The following is a 22,270-nucleotide window of genomic DNA, read 5'->3' on the forward strand; positions in this document are numbered from 1 at the left end:
GTCACTCCCCGCCGCCGGGGTTGCCGATCGCGATCATCCGCTGCACCGACTGCCGGGCCCGCTCGGCGACGGCCGGGTCGACGTGGACCTCGTCCTTGCCCTCCTGCAGGCAGCGCAGCAGCGCGGCCGGAGTGATCATCTTCATGTAGGGGCAGGACGCGCGGTCGTTGACGGCCTGGAAGTCCACGCCGGGCGCCGCCTTGCGCAGTTGGTGCAGCATCCCCACCTCGGTGGCGACGAGGACCTGCTTGGCGCCGGTGGCGCGGGCCGCGTCGAGCATGCCGCCGGTGGACAGGATCTTGACCTTGTCGTCGGCGACGAAGCCCTCACCGGCGAGGTACAGCGCGGAGGTGGCGCAGCCGCACTCGGGGTGGACGAACAGCTCGGCGTCGGGGTGCGCCTTGGACTTGGCGGCGAGCTCGTCGCCGTTGATCCCGGCGTGCACGTGGCACTCGCCCGCCCAGATGTGCATGTTCTGCCGGCCGGTCACGCGCTTGACGTGGGCGCCGAGGAACTGGTCGGGCAGGAACAGCACCTCGCGGTCGGGGTCGATGGAGGCGACGACGTCGACCGCGTTCGAGGAGGTGCAGCAGATGTCGGTCAGGCCCTTGACCTCGGCGGTGGTGTTGACGTACGAGACGACGACCGCGTCGGGGTGGTCGGCCTTCCATTCGCGCAGCTGGTCGGCGGTGATCGAGTCTGCGAGCGAGCACCCGGCCCGCTCGTCCGGGATGAGGACCGTCTTGGCGGGGCTGAGGATCTTCGCGGTCTCCGCCATGAAGTGCACGCCGCAGAAGACGATGGTGTCCTCCTCGGCCTCGGCGGCGATGCGCGAGAGGGCGAGGGAGTCGCCGACGTGATCGGCGACGTCCTGGATGGCGGGCAGCTGGTAGTTGTGCGCCAGCAGCGTGGCGTTGCGTTCGCGCGCCAGTCGCCGGATCTCCTCGGCCCACTCCGGGGTCGCCTCGACGCCGGTGTAGCCGCCGGGTCCGTCCTGGATCGGGGTGTGCGCGCCCGCCCACGTCGTAGTGGTCATGGCCTGCTCCTTCGCCGTGCACCGGGCGGGCTTTGCCCGGATTTCCGTATTCGGGGGTTTTCGACTTAGGATCGAAAACATGACACATGGTAGCACCCTTCACGAAGTGCTCATCGTCGTGTTCCAGGTTCGCCGATTTCCGGACACCCAGGGCGGCACGAAGACCGAGCTCGGGGTGCTGTTGTGGCAGCGCGCCCTCGACCCGGAGGCGGGCACCTGGTCGCTGCCCGGCGGCCGCCTCCGCGACGACGAGGACCTCACCACCTCCGCCCGTCGCCAGCTCGCCGAGAAGGTCGACGTGCGCGAGGTGGCGCACCTCGAGCAGCTCTCGGTGTTCTCCGATCCGCACCGGGTGCCGGGACCGCGCACGATCGCCTCGACCTACCTCGGGCTGGTGCCGATCACCTCCGATCCCCACCTGCCCGAGGACACCGCCTGGCATCCCGTGTCGGACCTGCCGGCGATGTCCTTCGACCACGGGGTCATGGTCGAGAACGCACGCACCCGCCTGGCCGCCAAGCTCTCGTACACCAACATCGCCTTCGGGCTGGCCCCCGCCGAGTTCGCCATGTCCACGCTACGTGAGATCTATTGCGCGGCACTCGGATACCAGGTGGATGCCACGAACCTGCAGCGCGTGCTCAAGCGCCGCGACGTCCTGACCCCCACCGGCACCACCGCCCCGCCGGGGCGTGCCGGCGGCCGTCCCCCGGCACTGTTCCGCTTCACCGAGTCGCGCCTGCGCGTCACCGACGAGTTCGCCGCCCTGCGCCCGCCGGGCTGACGGTTGGTGTGGTTCTCTGCTTCGGTATCGGCAACTGCAGGACGGCCCAGCCGAGTGGACGGTGGCGGCGAGCGCGTAGTGAGCTACCTCAAGGAGGTCGGTGCCGGCAAACGCGCCGAATCCGCGGAGCCGCTCGTCGCGGTGGCACAGGGCTGCGGCGAGCCGGCCGAGCCGGTTCGGGGCTCGGCGAAGAATCGCAGGCGCGCGCCTCGCGTTCACCGAGATGTTCGGCGCCGTCGCCGGCCGTTGGGGGCTCCGGCGGCAGACGGCGGCTTCGGCCGGCAGCGGGTGCCCGCAAGTGGGCCCGCTCGAAGGCCTGAGAGTCGTCCGGGCGGATGCGGACCGCGTCCCCCTCAGGGGCGACATCGAGAATCCGGTAGGTGTCGTCGATCAGCGTCATCGCCACGGCAGTGCACGGTAGAAGCTCGACGTCAACGCTCGGTCACACGCCGATGAGCATCGCCTCCGCCTCCGTCGGTGGTGACCCGCTGGGATCCAGGGCCACCACCGACGGAGTCCGTCAGTTGAGGCGCTGCGGGACGCCGTAGGTGACCACGGTGTCGTTGTTGGCGGTGATCGCGCGGGCGAACGGCCGGACCGTCACCGGCCCGACGGCACCGGAGACCGAGCCGTGTACGCCGGCGATCCGGACGGTGACCGAATCCCCGTCGAACTCGTGATCCTCGACGATGGCGACCTCGGTGATGCCGCCGGGGGCGAGTTCGACCTCGATCTCCTGCTCGGGAATGATCGAGCCGCCGATCGTCGCGCCGGTGCTCGCGTCGAGGCCCAGCGCGAATTCGGGTGCCAGTTCGACGTTGACGCCCACCTCGTTGCCGACCTCCCAGTCCAGGCTGGGGGTGAAGATGTGCACCACCGCACCGGGCACCGCGACCGGGTAGCCGATCTGATATCCGAGGGTGAGCTTGGTGCCGGTGTAGTCGGCGGCACCGGGCCCGGTGATGTTCACGGTGGCGGAACCGTCGTGGAAGAACTCGACACTGAGCGGGGAGCTGTCGAGCGGGAGAACGCCCTGGATGGAGGTGTCGGCCTGCAACACCTCGATCGCGTTGCCGTCCGCGAGGGGCAGCACGCGGGCGTTGTCGACGGCGGCGGTGGCGGCGCCCGGGCCGACGAGCACGCTCAGCGCCACGGCTGCGGTGAGCGCGGTGCCCCGGACGACATTCGGACGGAATCGGTTGCCGGAGAAGCGGTGGACCATCGTGACGACCTCGTTCCTGGAGGGTGGGAAGTGGCGTGACCTCCGACACGCACGCACAGCCTAGAAGCAGCACACGCGATTTCGCCGGACGAACCGGGGCGCGGCGTGTCCTGAACGTGACGCCACCACGGGCGGGCAGGCAGGATCCGCGCAGGCAGGATCACAGCACTCCGGCAGCGCCTGGTTCACACCGCTGTGGCACCGACCGGCCGCCCATAGATGACAAGTTCCGCGAGAACCTACAGCGACGTCCGGCACATGCCGGCCTTACGTATACCGGGCGTCGGCCGGGTACCGGGGGAAACCGTCGCCGGCCGCGCGCCAGTCGGCCAGCCACCGCTCGGTGAGTTCCGTGCCCTCGGCCCGCAACGCCGCCAGGTGCCGCGGACTCCGGTCGAGCTTCGAGGCGTGGTCCAGCGTCCACGCCGAGTCCCGGCTCATCTTGATCGTGCGGACCACGACGGTCTTGCGGTCCGTCAGGGGCGGGGCGTCGTTGCCGTACTTGTCGATCCACCGGTTGACGGTGAGGATGTGGTCGAGTTCCTGGTTCAGCGACAGGTTGCCGGCCAGATCGTTCTCCCGGTCGCGGATCTCCTCGAGACCGACGCGCAACGAGGTCGGCGAGTACTCCTGCGGGTTGATCCGCACCACCCAGATCTCGTCGGGCTTGTCGTCGCAGGTCTCGGTGTCCAGCAGGTCCCGCACCGGCGGGTTCTGCGAATACAGGCCGTCCCAGTAGTAGCCGGTGCGCCGGACGGTGGTGCCTTCGTCCGCAGTGGGGAACTCGAGGTTCTCGATCGGTTGTGCGGGCAGCAGCTCGGGCAGCGTGCCCGACGCCGCCACCCCGTCGAGCGACAGGGCGCGGCGCATCCGCCACCGCGTCGCGCCGTACTGGTCGCGCTCCGGCGGGGGCTTGAGCCCCAGTTCCTCCAGGGTCTTGTCCGAGTCGAAGGTCTCGAAGTTGCCGCTGAGCACCTCGATCGCGCCGGCGATGACCCGGACATTGTTCTGGGCGAGGAGCTTCCAATCGACCGAGTCGAAGTCCGGGCAGAGCGAGGCGAGCAGGCCCTGGAATCCGAGGTACTCCGGGCGGGCACCCACCGATCCCAGGCCGAGCAGCCCGAGGCGGCCCGCCGCGGCGTACGGACTCGATTCGGGGAGGGCCACGCCCGCGGCCTTCCAGCGCAGCAGCACCTGCCCGGCCAGGTTGTGCAGCGTCTCGGCGGGGTTGGTCGCCGCGAACACGGTCCACAGGTGGTCGAGTCGTTCGACGGCCTTGTCGACGGTGCCGCAGTCCGGGTCGGATCCGTTGGGGGCCAGGCCGTACCAGGTCGCAAGCGCGCACAACGCGCCGGCGGACGTGCCGCTGAGCGAGACCAGATCGAAGGAGGTGCCGCCGTCGGCGTCCCATCGCTGCTTGGCCCGCAGAATCGAGGTGAGCGCACCCCAGGTGAAGGCGACGTGCGTACCTCCACCCTGACAGGCGATGGCGATCTTCTTGCGCCGCACGGACTGCACCGACACGTTGATCCTTCCGGAGGGGACGTCGCGCTGATTGTGTCGCATCTCCGGCCGCCTGTCCGCGCGGGCCCCGGGCGCGGCGGTCGCTCCCCGGCCGCACCCGCCACGTGCGGCGGGCGCGGCCACGCTCAGCGACGTTCCGTCAGGCTCGAGTCGAGCGTCCCGTGCCGGGAGCACCGGGCCCACCAGCCGTCGGGGGCGACCTGCACGATCATCCGGCGCCCGCACTGCTCGCAGAACCGGGGCGGCTCGAGACCGAGCCGGGCCGCGGCCGGGACCGGGGCGTTCTCGTCGACGGGCCGGCCGGTGAACGGGTTGAACACGCCGGCCTCCTAGAGGGTCTCGCCGAGCGCCTTGATCGGCATCTTCAGCTCGCCGAGCAGGTCGATGTCGGACTCGGCCGGCCGGCCGAGGGTGGTGAGGTAGTTGCCGACGATGACGGCATTGATGCCGCCGAGGATGCCCTGCTTGGCGCCGAGGTCGCCGAGGGTGATCTCGCGGCCGCCGGCGAAGCGCAGGATCGTGCGCGGCAACGCGAGCCGGAACGCGGCAACGGCCTTGAGCGCCTCCGCCGCCGGCAGGACCTCCAGATCCCCGAACGGGGTGCCCGGGCGCGGGTTGAGGAAGTTCAGCGGCACCTCGTCGGGCTCGAGCGCGGCCAGGTCGGCGGCGAATTCGGCACGCTGTTCGAGGGTCTCCCCCATGCCGAGGATGCCGCCGCAGCACACCTCCATGCCGGCCTCGCGGACCATCCGCAGGGTCTCCCACCGCTCCTCCCAGCTGTGGGTGGTGACGACCTGCGGGAAGAAGGAGCGGGCGGTCTCGAGGTTGTGGTTGTAGCGGTGTACTCCCATCGCGGCGAGCTGGTCGACCTGCTCCTGGGTGAGCATGCCGAGCGAGCAGGCCACCTGGATGTCGACCTCGTTGCGGATCGCTTCGACCCCGGCGGCGACCTGGGCCATGAGCCGCGCGTCGGGCCCCCGGACGGCGGCGACGATGCAGAACTCGGTGGCACCGGTCTTGGCGGTCTGCTTGGCGGCCTCGACGAGGCTGGGGATGTCGAGCCATGCCGAGCGGACAGGGGAGGCGAACAGCCCCGACTGGGAGCAGAAGTGGCAGTCCTCGGGGCAGCCGCCGGTCTTGAGACTGATGATGCCCTCGACCTCGACCTCGGGGCCGCACCAGGTCATGCGGACCTCGTGGGCGAGGCCGAGAAGATCCTCGAGCTGCTCGTCGGGCAGCCGCAGCACCTCGAGGACCTGCTCACGGTCGAGTCCCTCGCCACGCCCCAGCACCTGTTCGCGGGCGAGGGTGAGGATGTCGGCACGGGCGGGGGCCTGGGTCACGGTGGTCTCCTGGAGGGTGCGGGTCACGGCGAACTTGAACACCGTTCACTTGAACGCTGTTCAGGCTAGGGTGGCGGTGGTCTACTGTCAACGCGACGAATGGTCGGGAACCAGGTACGACGGGAGCGAACGGTGCAGTTGCGACGCGGCGACGTCCTCGACGGCGCGATGGCGATCCTCGACGAGTACGGTCTCGGCGACCTGACGATGCGCAAGCTCGCCACGTCGCTCGGCGTCCAGCCCGGGGCCCTGTACTGGCACTTCCCCAACAAGCAGACCCTGCTCGGCGCGATGGCCGACCGCATCCTCGACGGCGTCGACGCCCCGTCCACCTCCCCCGCCTGGGACGGCGCACTCACCGAACTCGCGCACCGCTTCCGCGCCGCACTGCTCGCCCACCGCGACGGCGCGGAACTCGTCGCCGCGACCTACGCGTCGCGCCTGACCACGTCGCGCGTGCGGGAGGCGTTCGTCGCGGCGGGCCTGCGGGCGCGGTTGTCCCGCGCCCACGCCGAACTCGCCGGGTACGCGCTGCTGCACTACGTCCTCGGCCACACCGTCGACGAGCAGTCCCGTCTGCAGCTCGCCGAACTCGGGGCGCTGACCCGCAAGCCCGTCTCCCCCGACGTGTCCACCGAGACCGCGGCCGGCCCGGACGTCGACCTGCTCGACGGGGATCCGTCCGTGCGGTTCGACTTCGGCCTGACCCTGTTCGTCGACGGCATCCGCAGCCGCCTGCGCGAGGGCGATCCCGCTGCGTCGCGGCCGAATGTCACACCGGTGCAACCCACCTGAACGCATGTGACATTCGGCCACCAGGACGGACGGGGGTCGGCCGCGCGGTGGACTGCTACCCGTGGGCCGAGCGGGTGGGGGTCAGCGCCGGAACAGCTTGTTGCCGAGCCAGACGATCGGGTCGTACCGACGGTCGACGACGCGTTCCTTCATCGGGATCAGCGCGTTGTCGGTGATGTGGATGTTCTCCGGGCACACCTCGGTGCAGCACTTGGTGATGTTGCACAGCCCGAGTCCGTGCTCCTCCTGCGCGGCGGTGCGCCGGTCGGCCACGTCGAGCGGGTGCATCTCGAGTTCGGCGATCCGCATCAGGTACCGGGGACCGGCGAACGCCTCCTTGTTCTCCTCGTGGTCGCGCACCACGTGGCAGACGTTCTGGCACAGGAAGCACTCGATGCACTTGCGGAACTCCTGCGACCGCTGCACGTCGATCTGCTGCATCCGGTACTCCCCCGGCGCCAGGTCGGGCGGGGGCGCGAACGCCGGGATCTCCCGGGCCTTCTCGTAGTTGAAGGACACGTCGGTGACCAGATCGCGGACCACCGGGAACGTGCGCAGCGGGGTCACGGTGACCACCTCGTCCTCGGCGAAGACCGACATCCGGGTCATGCACAGCAGCCGCGGACGGCCGTTGATCTCCGCCGAGCAGGACCCGCACTTGCCGGCCTTGCAGTTCCACCGCACCGCCAGGTCGGGAGCCTGGGTCGCCTGCAGTCGGTGGACGATGTCGAGGACGACCTCGCCCTCGTTGACCTCGACGGTGTAGTCACGCAGTTCACCGCCACCGCCGTCGCCGCGCCAGATCTTGAATGCCGCCCGGTACCCCATGGCTACGGCCTCCGTCCCGGATGTTCCGCGAGTTCGTCGTCGGTGTAGTACTTGGCGAGTTCCTCGAAATCGAACAGCGCCAACAGGTCCGGTCGCATGGGCACCTGCTGTTCGGGTGCCACCGTGACATCCGGGATCGACTCGTCACCACCGTCCGTGCGGCACACGAGCAGCGTCCGGCGCCAGTTCGGGTCCATCGACGGATGATCGTCGCGCGTGTGCCCGCCGCGGCTCTCGGTGCGCAGCAACGCCGCCCGGGCCACGCACTCGCTCACGAGCAGCATGTTGCGCAGGTCCAGGGCGAGGTGCCAGCCGGGATTGAACTGCCGATGCCCCTCCACGGCGACGTTCCGGATCCGCGCCCGCAACGCGCCGAGGACGTCGAGGGCACGGGCGATCTCGTCGGCGCGCCGGATGATGCCCACCAGGTCCTGCATGGACTGTTGCAGCCCGGTGTGCAGGGTGTAGGGGTTCTCCGCCGTCGCGGGCTCGGCGGGATCGAACGGGGCCAGCGCCGTGCGCGCCGCGGCCGTGACGTCCGCCTCGGCGACGCGCGGGCGGTGCCCGAGGCCCTGCACGTAGTCGGCGGCGCCGAGGCCGGCGCGCCGGCCGAACACCAACAGATCCGACAGGGAGTTGCCGCCGAGCCGGTTCGACCCGTGCATGCCGCCCGAGCACTCGCCGGCGGCGAACAGGCCGGGCACGGACGCGGCACCGGTCTCCGGATCGACCTCGATGCCGCCCATCACGTAGTGGCAGGTGGGGCCGACCTCCATCGCCTCCGCGGTGATGTCGACGTCGGCGAGCTCCTTGAACTGGTGGTGCATCGACGGCAGCCGCCGGACGATCTCCTCGGCGGGCATGCGCGAGGCGATGTCGAGGAACACCCCGCCGTGCGGGGTGCCGCGACCGGCCTTGACCTCGGAATTGATGGCGCGGGCGACCTCGTCGCGCGGCAACAGGTCCGGGGTGCGGCGGTTGTTCTCCTGGTCGGTGTACCAGCGGTCGGCCTCCTCCTCCGTCTCCGCGTACTGGCCTTTGAACACCGGTGGGATGTACGAGAACATGAACCGCTCGTTCTCGGAGTTCTTCAGGACCCCGCCGTCGCCGCGCACCCCCTCGGTGACGAGGATGCCCTTGACGCTCGGCGGCCACACCATCCCGGTGGGGTGGAACTGGACGAACTCCATGTTGATCAGGGCGGCCCCGGCCCGCAGCGCGAGAGCGTGACCGTCGCCGGTGTACTCCCACGAGTTCGACGTCACCTTCCAGGACTTGCCGATCCCGCCGGTGGCCACGACGACGGCGGGCGCCTCGAACAGCACGAAGCGGCCGGACTCGCGCCAGTACCCGAACGCACCGGCGATGCGGCCCTCGGCGTCCTTCAGCAGTTCGGTGACGGTGCATTCGGCGAACACCCGCACCCGGGCGTCGTAGTCGCCCGTGGCGGCGTGGTCCTCCTGCTGCAGGGACACGATCTTCTGCTGCATCGTGCGGATCAGCTCGAGGCCGGTGCGGTCACCGACGTGCGCCAGCCGCGGATAGGTGTGACCGCCGAAGTTGCGCTGGCTGATCCGGCCGTCGGGGGTGCGGTCGAACAACGCACCGTAGGTCTCGAGTTCCCACACCCGGTCGGGCGCCTCGCGGGCGTGCAGTTCGGCCATGCGCCAGTTGTTGAGGAACTTGCCTCCTCGCATGGTGTCCTGGAAGTGCACCTGCCACGAGTCGTGCGGGTTGGCGTTGCCCATCGCGGCGGCGCAACCGCCCTCCGCCATGACGGTGTGCGCCTTACCGAACAGCGACTTGCACACGACCGCGACCCGCAGTCCGCGTTGACGCGCCTCGATGACGGCGCGCAGCCCCGCCCCGCCCGCGCCGATGACCACCACGTCGTAGCTGTGCCGTTCGACGTCCGCCATCCAGTCCTCCTTCGCTGCCGAGTCGGCCCGGGGCCGGCGCCCGGGCCGTCGTCGTGGCTCAGCCGACGAACCGCAGGTCCGAGATGGTGCCGCTCGCCACGAGCATGATGTAGAAATCCGTGATCATCAGGGTGCCCAGCGTGGTCCACGCCAGTTGCATGTGCCGGGTGTTGAGCCGGGAAACCGCCGTCCAGATCCGGTAACGCAGCGGGTGTTTCGAGAAGTGCTTGAGCCGGCCGCCGGTGACGTGCCGGCACGAGTGGCACGAGACGGTGTACGCCCACAGGAGCAGCACGTTCCCCACCAGGATGAGGTTGCCGAGGCCGAAGCCGAACCCGCCGCCGGAACCGTGGAACGCGACGATCGCGTCGTAGGTGTTGATCGCCGAGATGACGAGCGCGACGTAGAAGAAGTAGCGGTGCGAGTTCTGGATCAGCAGCGGCAGCCGCGTCTCCCCCGTGTACCGGGCGTGCGGCTCGGCGACGGCGCAGGCCGGCGGCGCCAGCCAGATCGAGCGATAGTAGGCCTTGCGGTAGTAGTAGCACGTCAGCCGGAATCCGAGCAGGAACGGCAGCGACAGGAACGCCAGGGGGATCCACATGGGCAGCTCGCCCACCCACGTCCCGAAGTGCCGGGCGCCGGGCACGCACGACGCGCTGACACACGGCGAGTAGAACGGCGTGAGGTAGTGGTACTCCTCCACCCAGTACGCGGTGCGCACGAAGGACCGAATCGTCGCGTAGACGACGAAGACGGCCAGCCCGAGCGTGGTGAGCACGGGCGGTTGCCACCACCGGTCGGTGCGTAGCGTGCGCGCCGCGATCCGGGCCCGCGTCGAGGACCGGACGCCGGCGCCTGCCGCGGGGGCGCTCACCGCGAGCCGTGCAGGCCGCCGAGCCCCTCGTCGTCACAGTCGACGCCGCGGAAGATCTCGTCGTACGGGGTGTCGGGGATCGGAATCCGCTCGCCGGCCGGCCGGGACGTCTCGCGCGGCGGCGAGGCCGCCAGATCCTGCGCGTCGATGTCGAGCCGGTCCACGTCGTTGATCAGGCGGCGCACCGCAGCGGCGTCGCCGTACCTCGACCGGAGCGAGGTCAGGCAGTGCCGAAGGTGACCGATGGTGCGGTGCAGTTCCTGCATTTCGGTGGTGGACATTCGTACCTCCGAGAGGGCGGTCGGCACGTCGACACCTGCCGACTCGATGTGACAGCTATCACAGTACGACATTCGCGCGGCAACACATGCGAATCCGGCGATCGGCGCGTAAACGCCCCGCCGGGCGGCCTATCCGCCCCGGATCCGGACATTTCAGTCCAAGAAATGTGAAATCTCTGCTACAGGTTTCGAAAATCCCGCATCCGGGAAAGCTTTGGTGCCAGTGTGAAAACAGCTCGCGCTGAAGAGAGTAAGGACCGAAACCGTCATGCAGACCACCTTGTTCGCCTCCGCCGCTTCCCGTCGCGCCACGGCCTCGGCCGGCTCGGCCATGAGTACCGAGGAGATCAAGCGCCGCATCGAGGCGATGTTCGCCGAACCACGCACCGACGAGCGGTCGGCGAGCACCGGGCGCGCATGAGGTCGACGACGTCGATGTGGAAAGCAGGGGATCAGATGAGTTCAGGATCGATCGAAGGGGTACCGGCCGGCGAACTGCTGATCGTCGGTGACTGCTCCCGGGTGCTCGACGGCGCCCGCGGTGCCGAGCTGCGGACGTGGGCGCGTCACCACGGACTCGGTTTCACCGACACCTTCGCCCCGGGCCGGGTGGTGTGCGCGATCGTCACCGAGGAGGTGCTCGACGGCGCCTGCTCTCCCGCCGAGGCGATGACGATGCAGTCCGTGCGCGCCGCCGGCATCCCCTACGTCTGCGTGCACGACGCCCCCGAACGGATCCTCGAGGCACTCGTCGAACACGACCTGCTCGGCGACACCGTGACCCAGTCCCGCGGGGACGTCACGGTGCCCGCCGGGACCGTGTGCACCTCGGTGTTCGCCCTGAACGGTGACGCCGGGGCCCGCCGGGACCCGCAACCGGCCTGACTCCGTCCACGAAATCGACTCCGGCCCCGGCGCGTCGTGCGCCGGGGCCGGAGTCGTTCGGTCGACCAGCCGTCGGGCGAGCAGGAGACGCCGCCCCGGCGGCCCGGATCAACCCGAGAAGGCCGAGGCCTCCTGCGGCAGGTGCCAGCGCATCGCCACCACGGTGCCGTCGGAATTGACGGCCAGGTCGGTGTCCGCGGCCAGGTTCCGGATCAGCGTCAGGCCGTGCCCGCGCGAGCTCCCGGCGGTCGGCACGGCCGATTCCCGCCAGTGCCCGCGATCGGTGACGACGATCTCGACGCACCGGTCCTGAGGCGAGTACTTCGCCTCGAGGTCGACCGTGCCGTCACCGTCGGCGTAAGCGTGCTCCACCGCGTTCGCGAGCGCCTCGTAACTGGCCAGCAGCACATCCTGGCCGCCGACCTCGGCGAGCCGCAGGCCGCTGAGCCACCGATCGAGAGCCTGCCGCAGCATCGTCACCTGCGAGGCCTCGGCGCGTACGCCGCGGTAGTACAGTCCGGTCGTCAGAAAGGCTGGTGCTACGCCTCGCGTCTGCATCCTCGTTCCCTCGTCGTCGACAGGTCCCCGACCGGTTCGTGTCCGGCGTGCCAGGTCTCCGCCCGGCGCATGCCTCCCTGCCGGCCTTGTCGGCTCATGCCTCCGTGCCGGCCTTGTCGGCCTGCAGGGCGGCCAGCGCCTCGTCGAGGCGGCTGTGGATCGGGAACACCTCGTCGAGCCCGAGCAGCGACAGGGGCCGCGCGGTGGCCGAGCCCTGCGCGACGACGGCGTAGGGGATCGTGCCGGCGGTCTTCTTCGACAGGTCCACCAGCACGGCGATGCCCACCGAGGCAAGGAAGTTGACGGCACCCAGGTCCACGATCAGACCCCGGCACTTGTCGTTACCCAGGGTGGCGACGGCTTCCTCCTCGAGCTGCGGGGCGCTGACCAGATCCACGTCACCGGCCACCGACAGCACCGCGATGTCGCCGCTCCACGTCTGGGATACGGCCATGATCGGCTGTTCGGAAGTCGCTTCGTTCATCTGTCCATCATGCAAGACTCTGTCCTCCTGTGCGATAGCGGGTCCGATCCGGGGATCGGAAGTCAACGGGGTACACCCACGGCGAGCAGGGCGATGTCGTCCTGCGCCCGCAGGCTGGGAATCAATTCGGAAAGCTCGGCGACGAGGCGGATCGGGGTGGCGTCCGGCACTCGCGCGGAGAGGAATGCGACGACGTTCTCCTCCCCGAAGATCTCCCGCCCGTCGGGGCGGGCCTCGGTGAGTCCGTCGGTGTAGAGCAGCAGCGTCTCTCCCGGCTCGAGGTCGACGGTGCACGCTCCGAAGCGGGCCTCGGGCAGCGCGCCCACCAGCATGCCGCGCACGCCGACCGCAGCGCAGACCGCCCCCGAGCGCCGCAGCAGCAGCGCGGGCGGATGCCCGCCGGTGGCGAGGGTCACCCGGGCGCCCTCGCGACCCTCGAGGTTCGGTTCGATGATCCCGAGCATCACGGTGCAGAACCGGTGCTGCTGCGGGTCGAGCAGCAGGACGGTGTTGAGTTCGGCCAGCGCCAGCCGCGGGTCGGAGAATCGCACGGCGGCCGCCCGCAGCGTGTACCTGATCAGCGAGGTGACCGAGGCCGCGACGGGCCCGTGCCCCTCGACATCCCCGAGGAAGAACGCCCACCTGTCGTCACCGAGGTGGAACACGTCGTAGAAGTCGCCGCCGACCTGCTGGGAGGACGCCGCATGGTAGTGGCACGCGAGCTCGATGCCCTCGATGGCCGGCAGCGACGGCGGCAGCAGGGTCCGCTGCAGGGTCGTGGCGAGTTCGGCGAGCACGTGCCGGTCGCGCTCGGCCTGCAGCCGCAGGTCCCGTTCGGCCCGGACGGTGGCCAGCGCCGACAACCGCAGCTCCAGCTGATCCATCACCACCGACGCGAGGTCCTCGAGGACGGACAGGTCCGCGGTGGAGACCTCCCGGGGCCGGGTGTCGAGGACGTTGACCGTGCCGAGCCGGTAGCCGTCCGCGGTGGTGATGGGGGCGGCGGCGTAGAACCGCACCCCCAGCTCGCCCTGGACGAGGGGATTCTGCGCGGTCCGCGGGTCGGTCCGGGCATCGGCCACCACATAGGGACGGTCGCAGAGAATCGCGGAGGCGCACAGGCCCGGGTCGCGGTCGATCTGCCGCACCCCCTCGAGGCCGTGGGCGGCCTTGAACCAGATGCGGTCCTCGTCGACGATCGTCACCGTGGCGATCGGGGTGCCGAACCAGGACGCAGCCAGTCGGGCGATCCGGTCGAACGTGCCGTCGGCCGGGGTGTCGAGAATGTTGTAGCGGGAAACGGCCCGCATGCGGGCAGTCTCCCACTGCTGGTGATCGAGCACCGTCATCGCCTGCGCTGTCTCCTACACCGACTTCCGGTCCTGCCTCGGTCGGTGAAACGCAGCAGTCGACACCCAACGCGACGAGCACTGCGTAGCACTGACGTAGGGACGCGTAGTCGGAACGCGTACCTCACAGGCACTACGGCTGGTGTCTCAACCGCATCGGACACCCTACCCGAACTCGCCGTCTTCGCACATTCGTTCACCTGCAGGAAACGTGCCGGGGCGCCGAGCGCGGGCCGCGACGGGCGTCAGGATCGCATCGGCAGCCCGGTCCGGTCGGCCGGCAGCCAGCGTGCGGCCTGCTCGCCGAAGGCCACGGCGTCGAGGGCGCCACTGCCCGCCGGGATACGCCCGACGACGGGCACGCCGGTCACCTCGGGCAGGTCCTGCAGATTGCACCGCTCGGCCAGACCGGGCTGCTCCGGCCACGCGCCGATCACCAGGCCCGCGCACTCGACGCCGCCGGCCTGCAGCGCGGCGACGGTCAGCGCGCTGTGGTTCAGGGTGCCCAGGGCGGGGGCCGCCACCACCACGGTGGGGGCGCTCAGCGCGGCGGCGACGTCGAGGAGGGTGAACCCGTCCGCTCCCAGCCGGACGAGCAGCCCGCCGGCCCCCTCGACGAGCACCAGGTCGTACGCGTCCGCGAGTGCCCGCACGGCGGTGACGACGTCGGGCAGGTGCAGCGGCGGCCGCCCGCTGCGCCGCGCCGCGGTGTCCGGTGCGAGCGGCTCCGGGTAGCGGGCCAGTTCGACGGTGTGGACCCGGTGCCCGGTGAGCCGGGCGATCTCGGCGAGGTCGCCGGGTGCGTCGTCGGCGACGCCGGTCTGCGCCGGTTTGCACACGGCGACCCGCAGGCCCGCCGCGGCGGCCACGGCGGCGTAGGCCGCCGTGACGACGGTCTTGCCCACCTCGGTGGAGGTGCCGGTCACACACAGGACGGTCATGCCCGCACCCCGGCCAGCACGTCGGTGAGGACGCTTTCGATGCGGGCGAGCTCGTCGGCGCCGAGATTCGCGCGCGCGGTCAGCCGCAGCCGGGACGTGCCCTCGGGGACGGACGGCGGCCGGAAGCAGCCGACGTGGACGCCCCGGCTGCGGCACGCCTGGGCGGCGTCGAACGCGACCTGCGGGTCACCGAGGATCACCGACACCACCGCCGACGTTGGGGCGGCGACGCCGGTGATCCGGGCCAGGTCGGCGGCCCGTTCGAGCACGGCGGTGGCCCGTTGCGGCTCGTCGCGCAGCACGCGCAGCGCACCGCGGGCGGCGCCGACGGCCGCGGGCGCGAGACCGGTGTCGAAGATGAAGGTGCGGGCGGCGTCGATCAGGTGGGCCCGCACGCGGGTATCGGCGAGGACCACGCCGCCCTGCGAGGCCAGGGACTTCGACAGCGTGGCGGTGACCACGACGTCGGGTTCGCCGGCGAGACCCGCCTCGTGGACGAGTCCGCGGCCCCCCTCACCGCGGACTCCGACCCCGTGGGCCTCGTCGACGAGCAGCAGTGCGCCGTGCGCGCGGCACGCCGCATGCAGTTCCGGCAGCGGCGCGAGGTCTCCGTCGGCGCTGAACACGGAGTCGGTGAGCACGAGGGCGCGCCGCTCGGTGCGGGTGGCGAGGGCCGTCCGCACGAAGTCGACGTCGGCGTGCGGGGCGATCTGCACCCGCGCGCGGGTCAGCCGGCATGCGTCGACCAGGGACGCGTGGCAACCCGCGTCGGAGACCACGAGGGTGTCGCGGTCGGCGAGGGCGGTGACGGCGCCGAGGTTGGCGGCGTAGCCGCTGGCGAATACGAGGCCGGACTCGGCGCCGGTGAACTCGGCGAGTTCACGCTCGAGCAGTTCGTGCTCGCTGGTGGTGCCCGTGACGAGGCGGGATCCGGTGGCGCCGCCGCCCCACCGGCGCAGCGCGGCGGTCGCGGCGGCGAGGACCTCGGGGTGCCGGACGAGCCCGAGGTAGTCGTTGGAGGCGAGGTCGACGGTGCCCGGTGCCGGGGTGCGCGGATGCAGGGTGCGGCGCAGGCCCGCCGCGCGACGGGCGTCGGCGACGTCGTCGAGCCACTGGAGGCTGGCGAAGGCGGTCATGTCGGCAGACCATACCTGAACACTGTTCAAGTGACGCTCCGGGCGGCCGATTCCTCCCCGTGCGGTGGCTGCCGGCGGTGACCGCCGCCCCGCGAGTTCCCCGCTCGTGACCCGGCGTGCCGGGCCGGATCAGGCCCGGGCCGCCGCGCACATCCCCGCGGCGATCCTCTGCACGTCGTCGGCGCTGCAGACGTAGGGCGGCATCGCGTAGATCAGGTTGCGGAACGGGCGCAGCCACACTCCGGCCGCGACGGCGGCCGCCGTCGCGGCGCCCATGTCCACCGGCCGGTCCAGTTCGAGCACGCCGATGCCGCCGAGCACCCGCGCGTCCACCACGCCCGGCAGCTCCCGCGCCGGCGCCAGGCCCGCCTCGAGGCCGGCGGTCAGCGCGGCCACTTCGCCGCGCCAATCCCGTGACAGCAGCAACTCCACGGCAGCGACGGCAACCGCGCACGCGAGCGGATTGCCCATGAACGTCGGGCCGTGCATGATGCCGCCGCCCTCGCCCGCACTGACCACTTCGGCGACGGCCGATGTGCACAGCACCGCGGCCAGGGTCAGATAGCCACCGGTCAACGCCTTGCCGACGCACATGACGTCCGGCGCGACGGCCGCGTGGTCGGCGGCGAACAGCTCCCCGGTACGGCCGAACCCGGTGGCGATCTCGTCGAAGATCAGCAGCAGCCCGTGTGCGTCGCACATCCGGCGCAGCTCGTTCAGATAGCGGGGGTCGTGGAAGCGCATCCCGCCCGCCCCCTGGACCACCGGCTCGACGATCACGGCGGCCAGCTCGTCCGTATGGGCTTCGAGCAGCGCTTCGAACTCGGCGACGTACGCCGGATCGAACTCGCGGGGCGGCGCCGGCGCGAACACCTGCCGCTGCAGCACGCCGGTCCACATCGAGTGCATGCCGCCCTCGGGGTCGCACACGCTCATCGGCGCGAACGTGTCGCCGTGGTAGCCGCCGCGCCACGTCATGAGCCGGTGACGTCCCGGCCTGCCGGCCGCGCGCTGATACTGCAGTGCGAGTTTGACCGCGACCTCCACCGACACCGACCCGGAATCGGCGAGGAAGACCTTGTCCAGACCGTCGGGGGTGATCTCCACGAGCAGCTCCGCGAGCCGCGCGGCCGGCTCGTGGGTGAGGCCCCCGAACATGACGTGGCTCATCCGGCCCAGCTGCTGCGTGACCGCCGCGTCGAGGACCGGGTGGCGGTATCCGTGCACGGCGGCCCACCACGAGCTCATGCCGTCGACGAGTTCCCGGCCGTCGGCCAGCCGCAGCCGGGTCCCGTGCGCCTCGTCGACCACGAGCGGCGCGGTCGATGCAGGGACGGCTCCGTAGGGGTGCCACAGGTGCGCCGCGTCGAGCGCGGCGACCCGGTCGGGACTCAGACGACGAACGGTCACGAGGATCGACTGTAGGCGTCCCCGCCCCGGGGCCGATCGTCGCCCGTGCCGGGGAGGATCGCTCGCCCCGTACGCGACCGTCGATCCGGTTAGGGTTGCGGTCATGGAACCCACCGAGCCGAGCACGTCCACGGAGGCCCTCCCGGCCGACATCCCGGTGTGGCCGGGGAGCGCATATCCGCTCGGCGCGACCTACGACGGGGCGGGCACGAACTTCGCCCTCTTCTCCGAGGTCGCCGAGAAGGTCGAACTGTGCCTGATCGCCAAGGACGGCACCGAGACCCGCGTGCCGATCGAGGAGGTCGACGGCAACGTCTGGCACGTCTACCTGCCCACGGTGACCCCCGGCCAGCGATACGGCTACCGGGTGCACGGCCCCTACGACCCGGCGCAGGGTCTGCGCTGCGATCCGAGCAAGCTGCTGCTCGACCCCTACGGCAAGGCCTACGACGGCGCGTTCGACGGCGATGCGTCCCTGTTCTCGTACGCGATGGTCGGGGCCGAGGACGCACCGTCCGAACCGGAGCATTCGGCAGGAGCCGAGGAGGCACAGTCGGCGCCGGAGCCGGCGGCCCGGGCCGCGGAGGACGCCGGCGCCGAGGCCGCCGGGGACACGACCGCCGACGAGGCGGACGACTCGGACGGGACCGGGTCCGGCGAGACCGAGGGCGACGGGACCGGGGACGACGGGACCGGGGACGACACGGCGGCCGAGTCCGCCCCCGAGCCCGCCGCACCGGCGAATCCCGATTTCCCGCAGCTCGATTCGCTCGGGCACACGATGACGACCGTGGTGATCAACCCGTTCTTCGACTGGGCCTCCGACCGGCACCCGCGCCGGCCCTACTACGAGACCGTCATCTACGAAGCCCACGTGAAGGGCATGACCGCGACCCATCCCGGCGTGCCGGAGCAGCTGCGCGGCACCTACGCCGGACTGGCGCACCCGGTGATCATCGACCATCTGCAGAGCCTCGGGGTCACCGCGATCGAACTGATGCCCGTGCACCAGTTCATGCACGATCAGGTCCTGCTGGACCGTGGGCTGCGGAACTACTGGGGCTACAACACCTTCGGCTTCCTGGCTCCGCACCTGGACTACTCGTCGGCGAGCAACCCGAGCGGCGTCGTCGCCGAGTTCAAGGCGATGGTGCGCGCCTACCACGAGGCAGGCATCGAGGTGATCCTCGACGTGGTCTACAACCACACCGCGGAGGGCAACCACCTGGGACCGACCATCTCGTTCCGCGGCATCGACAACGCCGCCTACTACCGGCTGGTCGACGACGACAAGTCCTACTACATGGACTACACCGGCACCGGCAACAGCCTCAACGCCCGCCACCCGCACACCCTGCAGCTGATCATGGATTCGCTGCGCTACTGGGTGACCGAGATGCACGTCGACGGCTTCCGCTTCGACCTGGCCTCCACCCTGGCCCGCGAACTGCACGACGTGGACCGGCTGTCCGCGTTCTTCGACCTGGTGCAGCAGGATCCGATCGTCTCGCAGGTCAAGCTGATCGCCGAACCGTGGGACGTCGGCGAGGGCGGCTACCAGGTGGGGAACTTCCCCGGCCTGTGGACCGAGTGGAACGGCAAGTACCGCGACACGGTCCGCGACTACTGGCGCGGTGAACCGGCCACTCTCGGCGAGTTCGCCTCCCGGCTCACCGGCTCGTCGGACCTGTACGAGGCCACCGGCCGCCGCCCGAGCGCCTCGATCAACTTCGTCACCGCGCACGACGGCTTCACCCTCGCCGACCTCGTCTCCTACAACGAGAAGCACAACAACGCCAACGGCGAGAACAACATGGACGGCGAGTCGCACAACCGGTCGTGGAACTGCGGCGCCGAGGGCCCCACCGACGACCCGGAGGTGCTGGCCCTGCGGCAGCGGCAGAGCCGCAACATCCTGGCGACGCTGATGCTCTCCCAGGGCACCCCGATGATCGCGCACGGCGACGAGTTCGGGCGCACGCAGCAGGGCAACAACAACGTCTACTGCCAGGACAACGAGCTGTCCTGGATGGACTGGTCGCTCGCGGAGACGAACGCGGACCTGCTGGACTTCACCCGCAACGTGATCGCCCTGCGCCGGTCGCACCCGGTGTTCCGGCGGCGGCGGTTCTTCGAGGGCCGGCCGATCCGCAGCGGCGAGCAGTCCCGCGACATCGCCTGGCGCACCCCGGCGGGCGAGGAGATGACCCCGGAGGACTGGGACAGCGGGTTCGGCAAGTCGCTGTCGGTGTTCCTCAACGGCGAGGGCATCCACGAGCCGAACCAGCGCGGCGAACGCGTCGTCGACGATTCGTTCCTGCTGTGCTTCAACGCCCACGACGAGCCGATCGACTTCGTCACCCCCGACGGTCCGCACGCACAGGAATGGTCGGTGGCGCTGGACACGGACGTGCCGGACGGACTGCGCGAACAGGTCGTGACCGCCGGGGGGTCGGTGCGGGTGCAGGCCCGTTCGCTGCTGGTGCTGCGGAGGACCGCATGAGCCCGCGCCCGGTGTCGTCGACGTATCGGCTGCAGCTCACCGGCGACGGGACGACCTTCGCGGACGCGATCGCGCTCGTGGACTACCTCGAGGCGCTCGGGGTCTCACACGTGTACCTGTCCCCCGTGCTCAGCGCCGCGGCCGGATCGACCCACGGCTACGACGTGGTGGACCCGACCACGGTGTCGGCGGCGCTCGGCGGCCGCGCGGGCCTCGAGGCCCTCGCCCGCGAGGTCCGCTCCCGCGGGATGGGTCTGCTGATCGACATCGTGCCCAACCACGTCGGCGTCGGCGATCCCTGCGAGAACCCGTGGTGGTGGGACGTGCTGCGGCACGGCCGCGACTCGCGGTACGCGACCTACTTCGACGTCGACTGGGCCGCGGACAACGGCACCGACGGCCGGATCGCCCTGCCCGTGCTGGGTTCGGCGGCCGACGTCGAGGAGCTGACCGTCGACCGCACCGGCGACGAGCCGACGCTGGCCTACTACGAGCGGCGCTTCCCCGTCGCCCCGGGCACCGACGCCGGGACCGGAGCGGAAGTACATGCGCGGCAGGCGTATCGGCTGGTGCCGTGGGACAGCGGCCTGATCGGGTACCGCCGGTTCTTCACCGTCGACGACCTCGCCGCGGTGCGGGTGGAGGATCCCGCGGTGTTCGACGCGGTGCATGCCCAGGTGGCGTCGTGGATGGACGACGACCTCACCGACGGCGTCCGCGTGGACCATCCCGACGGCCTGGCCGACCCGACCGGCTACCTGCGGCGGCTGCGCGGGCTCGTCGGCCCGGACCGGTGGCTGGTGATCGAGAAGATTCTCGGCGACGGCGAACCGCTCGACCCGACCCTGCCCGTCGACGGCACCACGGGCTACGACGCGCTCGGCGAGGTCGGTGCGGTGTTCCTCGATCCGCGGGGCGAGAAGGACCTGAACGCGCTGTCACTCGACCGCACCGGCACCCCCGGCGACGCGGAGTGGCTGCACGCGCAGGAGAAGCAGATCAAGCGCGCGGTGCTGCAGACGGGGCTGGCGCCGGAGGTGCGCCGGCTGGTGCGGGCCGTGCGGCGAGATGCCGCCGATGCGACCTGCCCGGACGAGCGGCTGCGCGACGCCGTGATCGCGGTGGCGGCGGAACTGCCCGTGTACCGGTCGGACTATGCGTCGCTGGGCGGGATGCTGCCCCGCATCCTGGGTGACCGCGCCCGCGCCGACGCCGCGCTCGAACCCGCCCTCGAGGTGCTGGCCCGGGCCCTGGCCCGCGGCGGAGAGGCGGCGGCCCGGTTCGGCCAGGTGTGCGGCGCCGCGACGGCGAAGGCCGTCGAGGACTGCCTGTTCTACCGGGCGGCGCGGCTGGTGTCGCTGCAGGAGGTCGGTGGCCACCCGGGACGGTTCGGGTTGCCCGTCGCCGAGTTCCACCTGGCGTGGGCGGAGCGGGCGCGGCGGTGGCCGCGGGCGATGACGTCGCTGTCGACGCACGACACCAAGCGGGGCGAGGACGTCCGCGCCCGCATCGGGGTGCTCTCCCAGGTGCCGCAGCTGTGGGCGGCGTGCCTGTCCGAATGGGAATCCGTCGCCCCGCCGCCGGACGCCGCCACCGGGCTGTTCCTGTGGCAGAACCTGTTCGGCGCGTGGCCGCGCGACGGCGTGGTGACCGGGGAACTGCGGTCGCGGCTGCGCGAGTACGCCCGTAAGGCGTTGCGGGAGAACGGCTTGCGCACCACCTGGACCGAGGTGGACGAGGAGTTCGAGGGCGCGGTGGCGGCCTGGCTCGACGCAGTGTGCGACGGGCCGGTCGGCGCGTCACTGACCGAGTTCGTCTCGTCCCTGACCCCTCATTTCTCCGCGGATTCGCTCGGGCAGAAGCTGCTGCAGCTGCTCGGACCCGGCATCCCCGACGTGTACCAGGGCACCGAACTGTGGGAGGACTCGCTCGTCGACCCGGACAACCGGCGGCCCGTGGACTTCGCCACCAGACGCCGGCTGCTCGCACAGGACGCACCGCCGGCCGTGGACGACGCCGGCACCGCGAAGCTCGCCGTGGTGCGGAGGGCGCTGCGCCTGCGCCGCGAGCGGCCGGCGAGCTTCGTCGGCGGGGCCTACGTTCCGCTGTCCGCGTCGGGGCCGGCCGCCGGTCACCTGATCGGGTTCGGGCGGGGCCCGGCGGCCGAGGAGGTCGACGTGGTGGCGCTCGCGTCGCGGCACACTGTCACGCTGGAGGAAACCGGGTGGGGCGACACGACGCTCGACCTGCCGCCGGGACTCTGGGTCGATCGGCTCACCGGGCGGCGGCTGTCGGGAACGGTGTCGCCGGCGGAGGTGTTCGCGGATCTTCCCGTTGCGGCGCTGGCCCGCGATTAGGAATTCTCCTCCTGGGGGTGGACGGCCCTCGGCCGGCGACG

At 71.1% G+C, this 22,270-nt stretch carries 21 protein-coding genes; 6 read left to right on the plus strand and 15 right to left on the minus strand.

Annotation, left to right across the window (positions count from 1 at the left end; genetic code table 11):
• Nucleotide 1: 1 nt before the first annotated feature.
• Nucleotides 2-1,036 (minus strand): quinolinate synthase NadA, encoded by a 1,035-nt coding sequence (gene nadA, locus HFP48_RS15530; protein ID WP_050035344.1) that lies wholly within the window; start codon nt 1,034-1,036, stop codon nt 2-4.
• Between the two features lie 79 nt (nt 1,037-1,115).
• On the opposite strand from nadA, the gene HFP48_RS15535 reads away from it, so the two are divergent.
• Nucleotides 1,116-1,820 (plus strand): NUDIX domain-containing protein, encoded by a 705-nt coding sequence (locus tag HFP48_RS15535; protein ID WP_006941309.1) that lies wholly within the window; start codon nt 1,116-1,118, stop codon nt 1,818-1,820.
• Between the two features lie 520 nt (nt 1,821-2,340).
• Here HFP48_RS15535 and HFP48_RS15540 read toward each other — a convergent pair.
• The 4 genes from HFP48_RS15540 to bioB form a co-directional block, all read right to left on the minus strand.
• Nucleotides 2,341-3,042, minus strand: a complete 702-nt coding sequence (locus HFP48_RS15540; RefSeq protein WP_006941310.1) for an MspA family porin — start codon at nt 3,040-3,042, stop codon at nt 2,341-2,343.
• A 267-nt stretch (nt 3,043-3,309) separates the two neighbouring features.
• The gene (locus HFP48_RS15545; RefSeq protein WP_202916856.1) at nt 3,310-4,608 is read right to left on the minus strand and encodes a patatin-like phospholipase family protein; all 1,299 of its coding nucleotides are present in this window, start codon (nt 4,606-4,608) and stop codon (nt 3,310-3,312) included.
• An 83-nt stretch (nt 4,609-4,691) separates the two neighbouring features.
• A complete protein-coding gene (locus HFP48_RS15550) occupies nt 4,692-4,886 on the minus strand; it encodes a hypothetical protein (protein WP_006941314.1) in 195 nt (64 codons plus the stop codon).
• Between the two features lie 9 nt (nt 4,887-4,895).
• Complete coding sequence (gene bioB, locus HFP48_RS15555; protein WP_168580589.1) at nt 4,896-5,909, minus strand: biotin synthase BioB; 1,014 nt, start codon at nt 5,907-5,909, stop codon at nt 4,896-4,898.
• A 132-nt stretch (nt 5,910-6,041) separates the two neighbouring features.
• Between bioB and HFP48_RS15560 the strand changes: the two genes are divergently transcribed.
• On the plus strand, nt 6,042-6,704 hold the full coding sequence (locus HFP48_RS15560; protein ID WP_050035347.1) for a TetR/AcrR family transcriptional regulator C-terminal domain-containing protein: 663 nt from the start codon (nt 6,042-6,044) through the stop codon (nt 6,702-6,704).
• Between the two features lie 81 nt (nt 6,705-6,785).
• Here HFP48_RS15560 and HFP48_RS15565 read toward each other — a convergent pair whose 3' ends face one another.
• The 4 genes from HFP48_RS15565 to HFP48_RS15580 are packed head-to-tail and all read right to left on the minus strand — an operon-like array spanning nt 6,786 to nt 10,606.
• Nucleotides 6,786-7,532: a succinate dehydrogenase/fumarate reductase iron-sulfur subunit gene (locus tag HFP48_RS15565; protein WP_006946166.1), complete on the minus strand. Its 747-nt coding sequence runs from the start codon at nt 7,530-7,532 to the stop codon at nt 6,786-6,788.
• Between the two features lie 2 nt (nt 7,533-7,534).
• The gene (locus HFP48_RS15570; RefSeq protein WP_006946168.1) at nt 7,535-9,451 is read right to left on the minus strand and encodes a fumarate reductase/succinate dehydrogenase flavoprotein subunit; all 1,917 of its coding nucleotides are present in this window, start codon (nt 9,449-9,451) and stop codon (nt 7,535-7,537) included.
• Nucleotides 9,452-9,509: 58 nt separating this feature from the next.
• Nucleotides 9,510-10,325 carry a hypothetical protein gene (locus HFP48_RS15575; protein WP_029544101.1) on the minus strand — a complete coding sequence of 272 codons (816 nt, stop codon included), beginning with the start codon at nt 10,323-10,325 and terminating at the stop codon, nt 9,510-9,512.
• Complete coding sequence (locus HFP48_RS15580) at nt 10,322-10,606, minus strand: hypothetical protein (protein ID WP_006946170.1); 285 nt, start codon at nt 10,604-10,606, stop codon at nt 10,322-10,324. Before HFP48_RS15580 ends, HFP48_RS15575 begins: the two co-directional genes overlap by 4 nt.
• A 268-nt stretch (nt 10,607-10,874) precedes the next feature.
• Here HFP48_RS15580 and HFP48_RS15585 point away from each other — a divergent pair, with 268 nt between their 5' ends.
• Both HFP48_RS15585 and HFP48_RS15590 read left to right on the plus strand, forming a co-directional pair.
• On the plus strand, nt 10,875-11,027 hold the full coding sequence (locus tag HFP48_RS15585) for a hypothetical protein (protein ID WP_006946171.1): 153 nt from the start codon (nt 10,875-10,877) through the stop codon (nt 11,025-11,027).
• A gap of 35 nt (nt 11,028-11,062) precedes the next feature.
• Nucleotides 11,063-11,491, plus strand: a complete 429-nt coding sequence (locus HFP48_RS15590; protein ID WP_168579736.1) for a hypothetical protein — start codon at nt 11,063-11,065, stop codon at nt 11,489-11,491.
• Nucleotides 11,492-11,599: 108 nt separating this feature from the next.
• Here the strand turns inward: HFP48_RS15590 and HFP48_RS15595 are convergent, their stop codons facing one another.
• The 6 genes from HFP48_RS15595 to HFP48_RS15620 all read right to left on the minus strand — a co-directional run bounded on the left by HFP48_RS15595 (nt 11,600) and on the right by HFP48_RS15620 (nt 17,369).
• A complete protein-coding gene (locus tag HFP48_RS15595; RefSeq protein WP_006946173.1) occupies nt 11,600-12,049 on the minus strand; it encodes an ATP-binding protein in 450 nt (149 codons plus the stop codon).
• Between the two features lie 94 nt (nt 12,050-12,143).
• On the minus strand, nt 12,144-12,533 hold the full coding sequence (locus HFP48_RS15600) for an STAS domain-containing protein (RefSeq protein ID WP_006946175.1): 390 nt from the start codon (nt 12,531-12,533) through the stop codon (nt 12,144-12,146).
• A 62-nt stretch (nt 12,534-12,595) separates the two neighbouring features.
• A complete protein-coding gene (locus tag HFP48_RS15605) occupies nt 12,596-13,882 on the minus strand; it encodes a GAF domain-containing SpoIIE family protein phosphatase (protein WP_029544106.1) in 1,287 nt (428 codons plus the stop codon).
• 245 nt (nt 13,883-14,127) lie between these two features.
• Nucleotides 14,128-14,823, minus strand: a complete 696-nt coding sequence (gene bioD / locus HFP48_RS15610; RefSeq protein WP_029544109.1) for a dethiobiotin synthase — start codon at nt 14,821-14,823, stop codon at nt 14,128-14,130.
• Nucleotides 14,820-15,959 (minus strand): 8-amino-7-oxononanoate synthase, encoded by a 1,140-nt coding sequence (locus tag HFP48_RS15615; RefSeq protein WP_006946185.1) that lies wholly within the window; start codon nt 15,957-15,959, stop codon nt 14,820-14,822. Before HFP48_RS15615 ends, bioD begins: the two co-directional genes overlap by 4 nt.
• 129 nt (nt 15,960-16,088) lie before the next feature.
• A complete protein-coding gene (locus HFP48_RS15620; protein ID WP_029544114.1) occupies nt 16,089-17,369 on the minus strand; it encodes an adenosylmethionine--8-amino-7-oxononanoate transaminase in 1,281 nt (426 codons plus the stop codon).
• 103 nt (nt 17,370-17,472) lie between these two features.
• On the opposite strand from HFP48_RS15620, the gene glgX reads away from it, so the two are divergent.
• A complete protein-coding gene (gene glgX, locus HFP48_RS15625) occupies nt 17,473-19,872 on the plus strand; it encodes a glycogen debranching protein GlgX (RefSeq protein ID WP_168579737.1) in 2,400 nt (799 codons plus the stop codon).
• Complete coding sequence (gene treY, locus HFP48_RS15630) at nt 19,869-22,229, plus strand: malto-oligosyltrehalose synthase (RefSeq protein ID WP_168579738.1); 2,361 nt, start codon at nt 19,869-19,871, stop codon at nt 22,227-22,229. Before glgX ends, treY begins: the two co-directional genes overlap by 4 nt.
• The last annotated feature ends 41 nt before the right edge of the window (nt 22,230-22,270 follow it).

Source organism: Rhodococcus sp. DMU1 (assembly GCF_012272955.1).
In the GTDB taxonomy this organism is placed as follows: domain Bacteria; phylum Actinomycetota; class Actinomycetes; order Mycobacteriales; family Mycobacteriaceae; genus Rhodococcus; species Rhodococcus aetherivorans.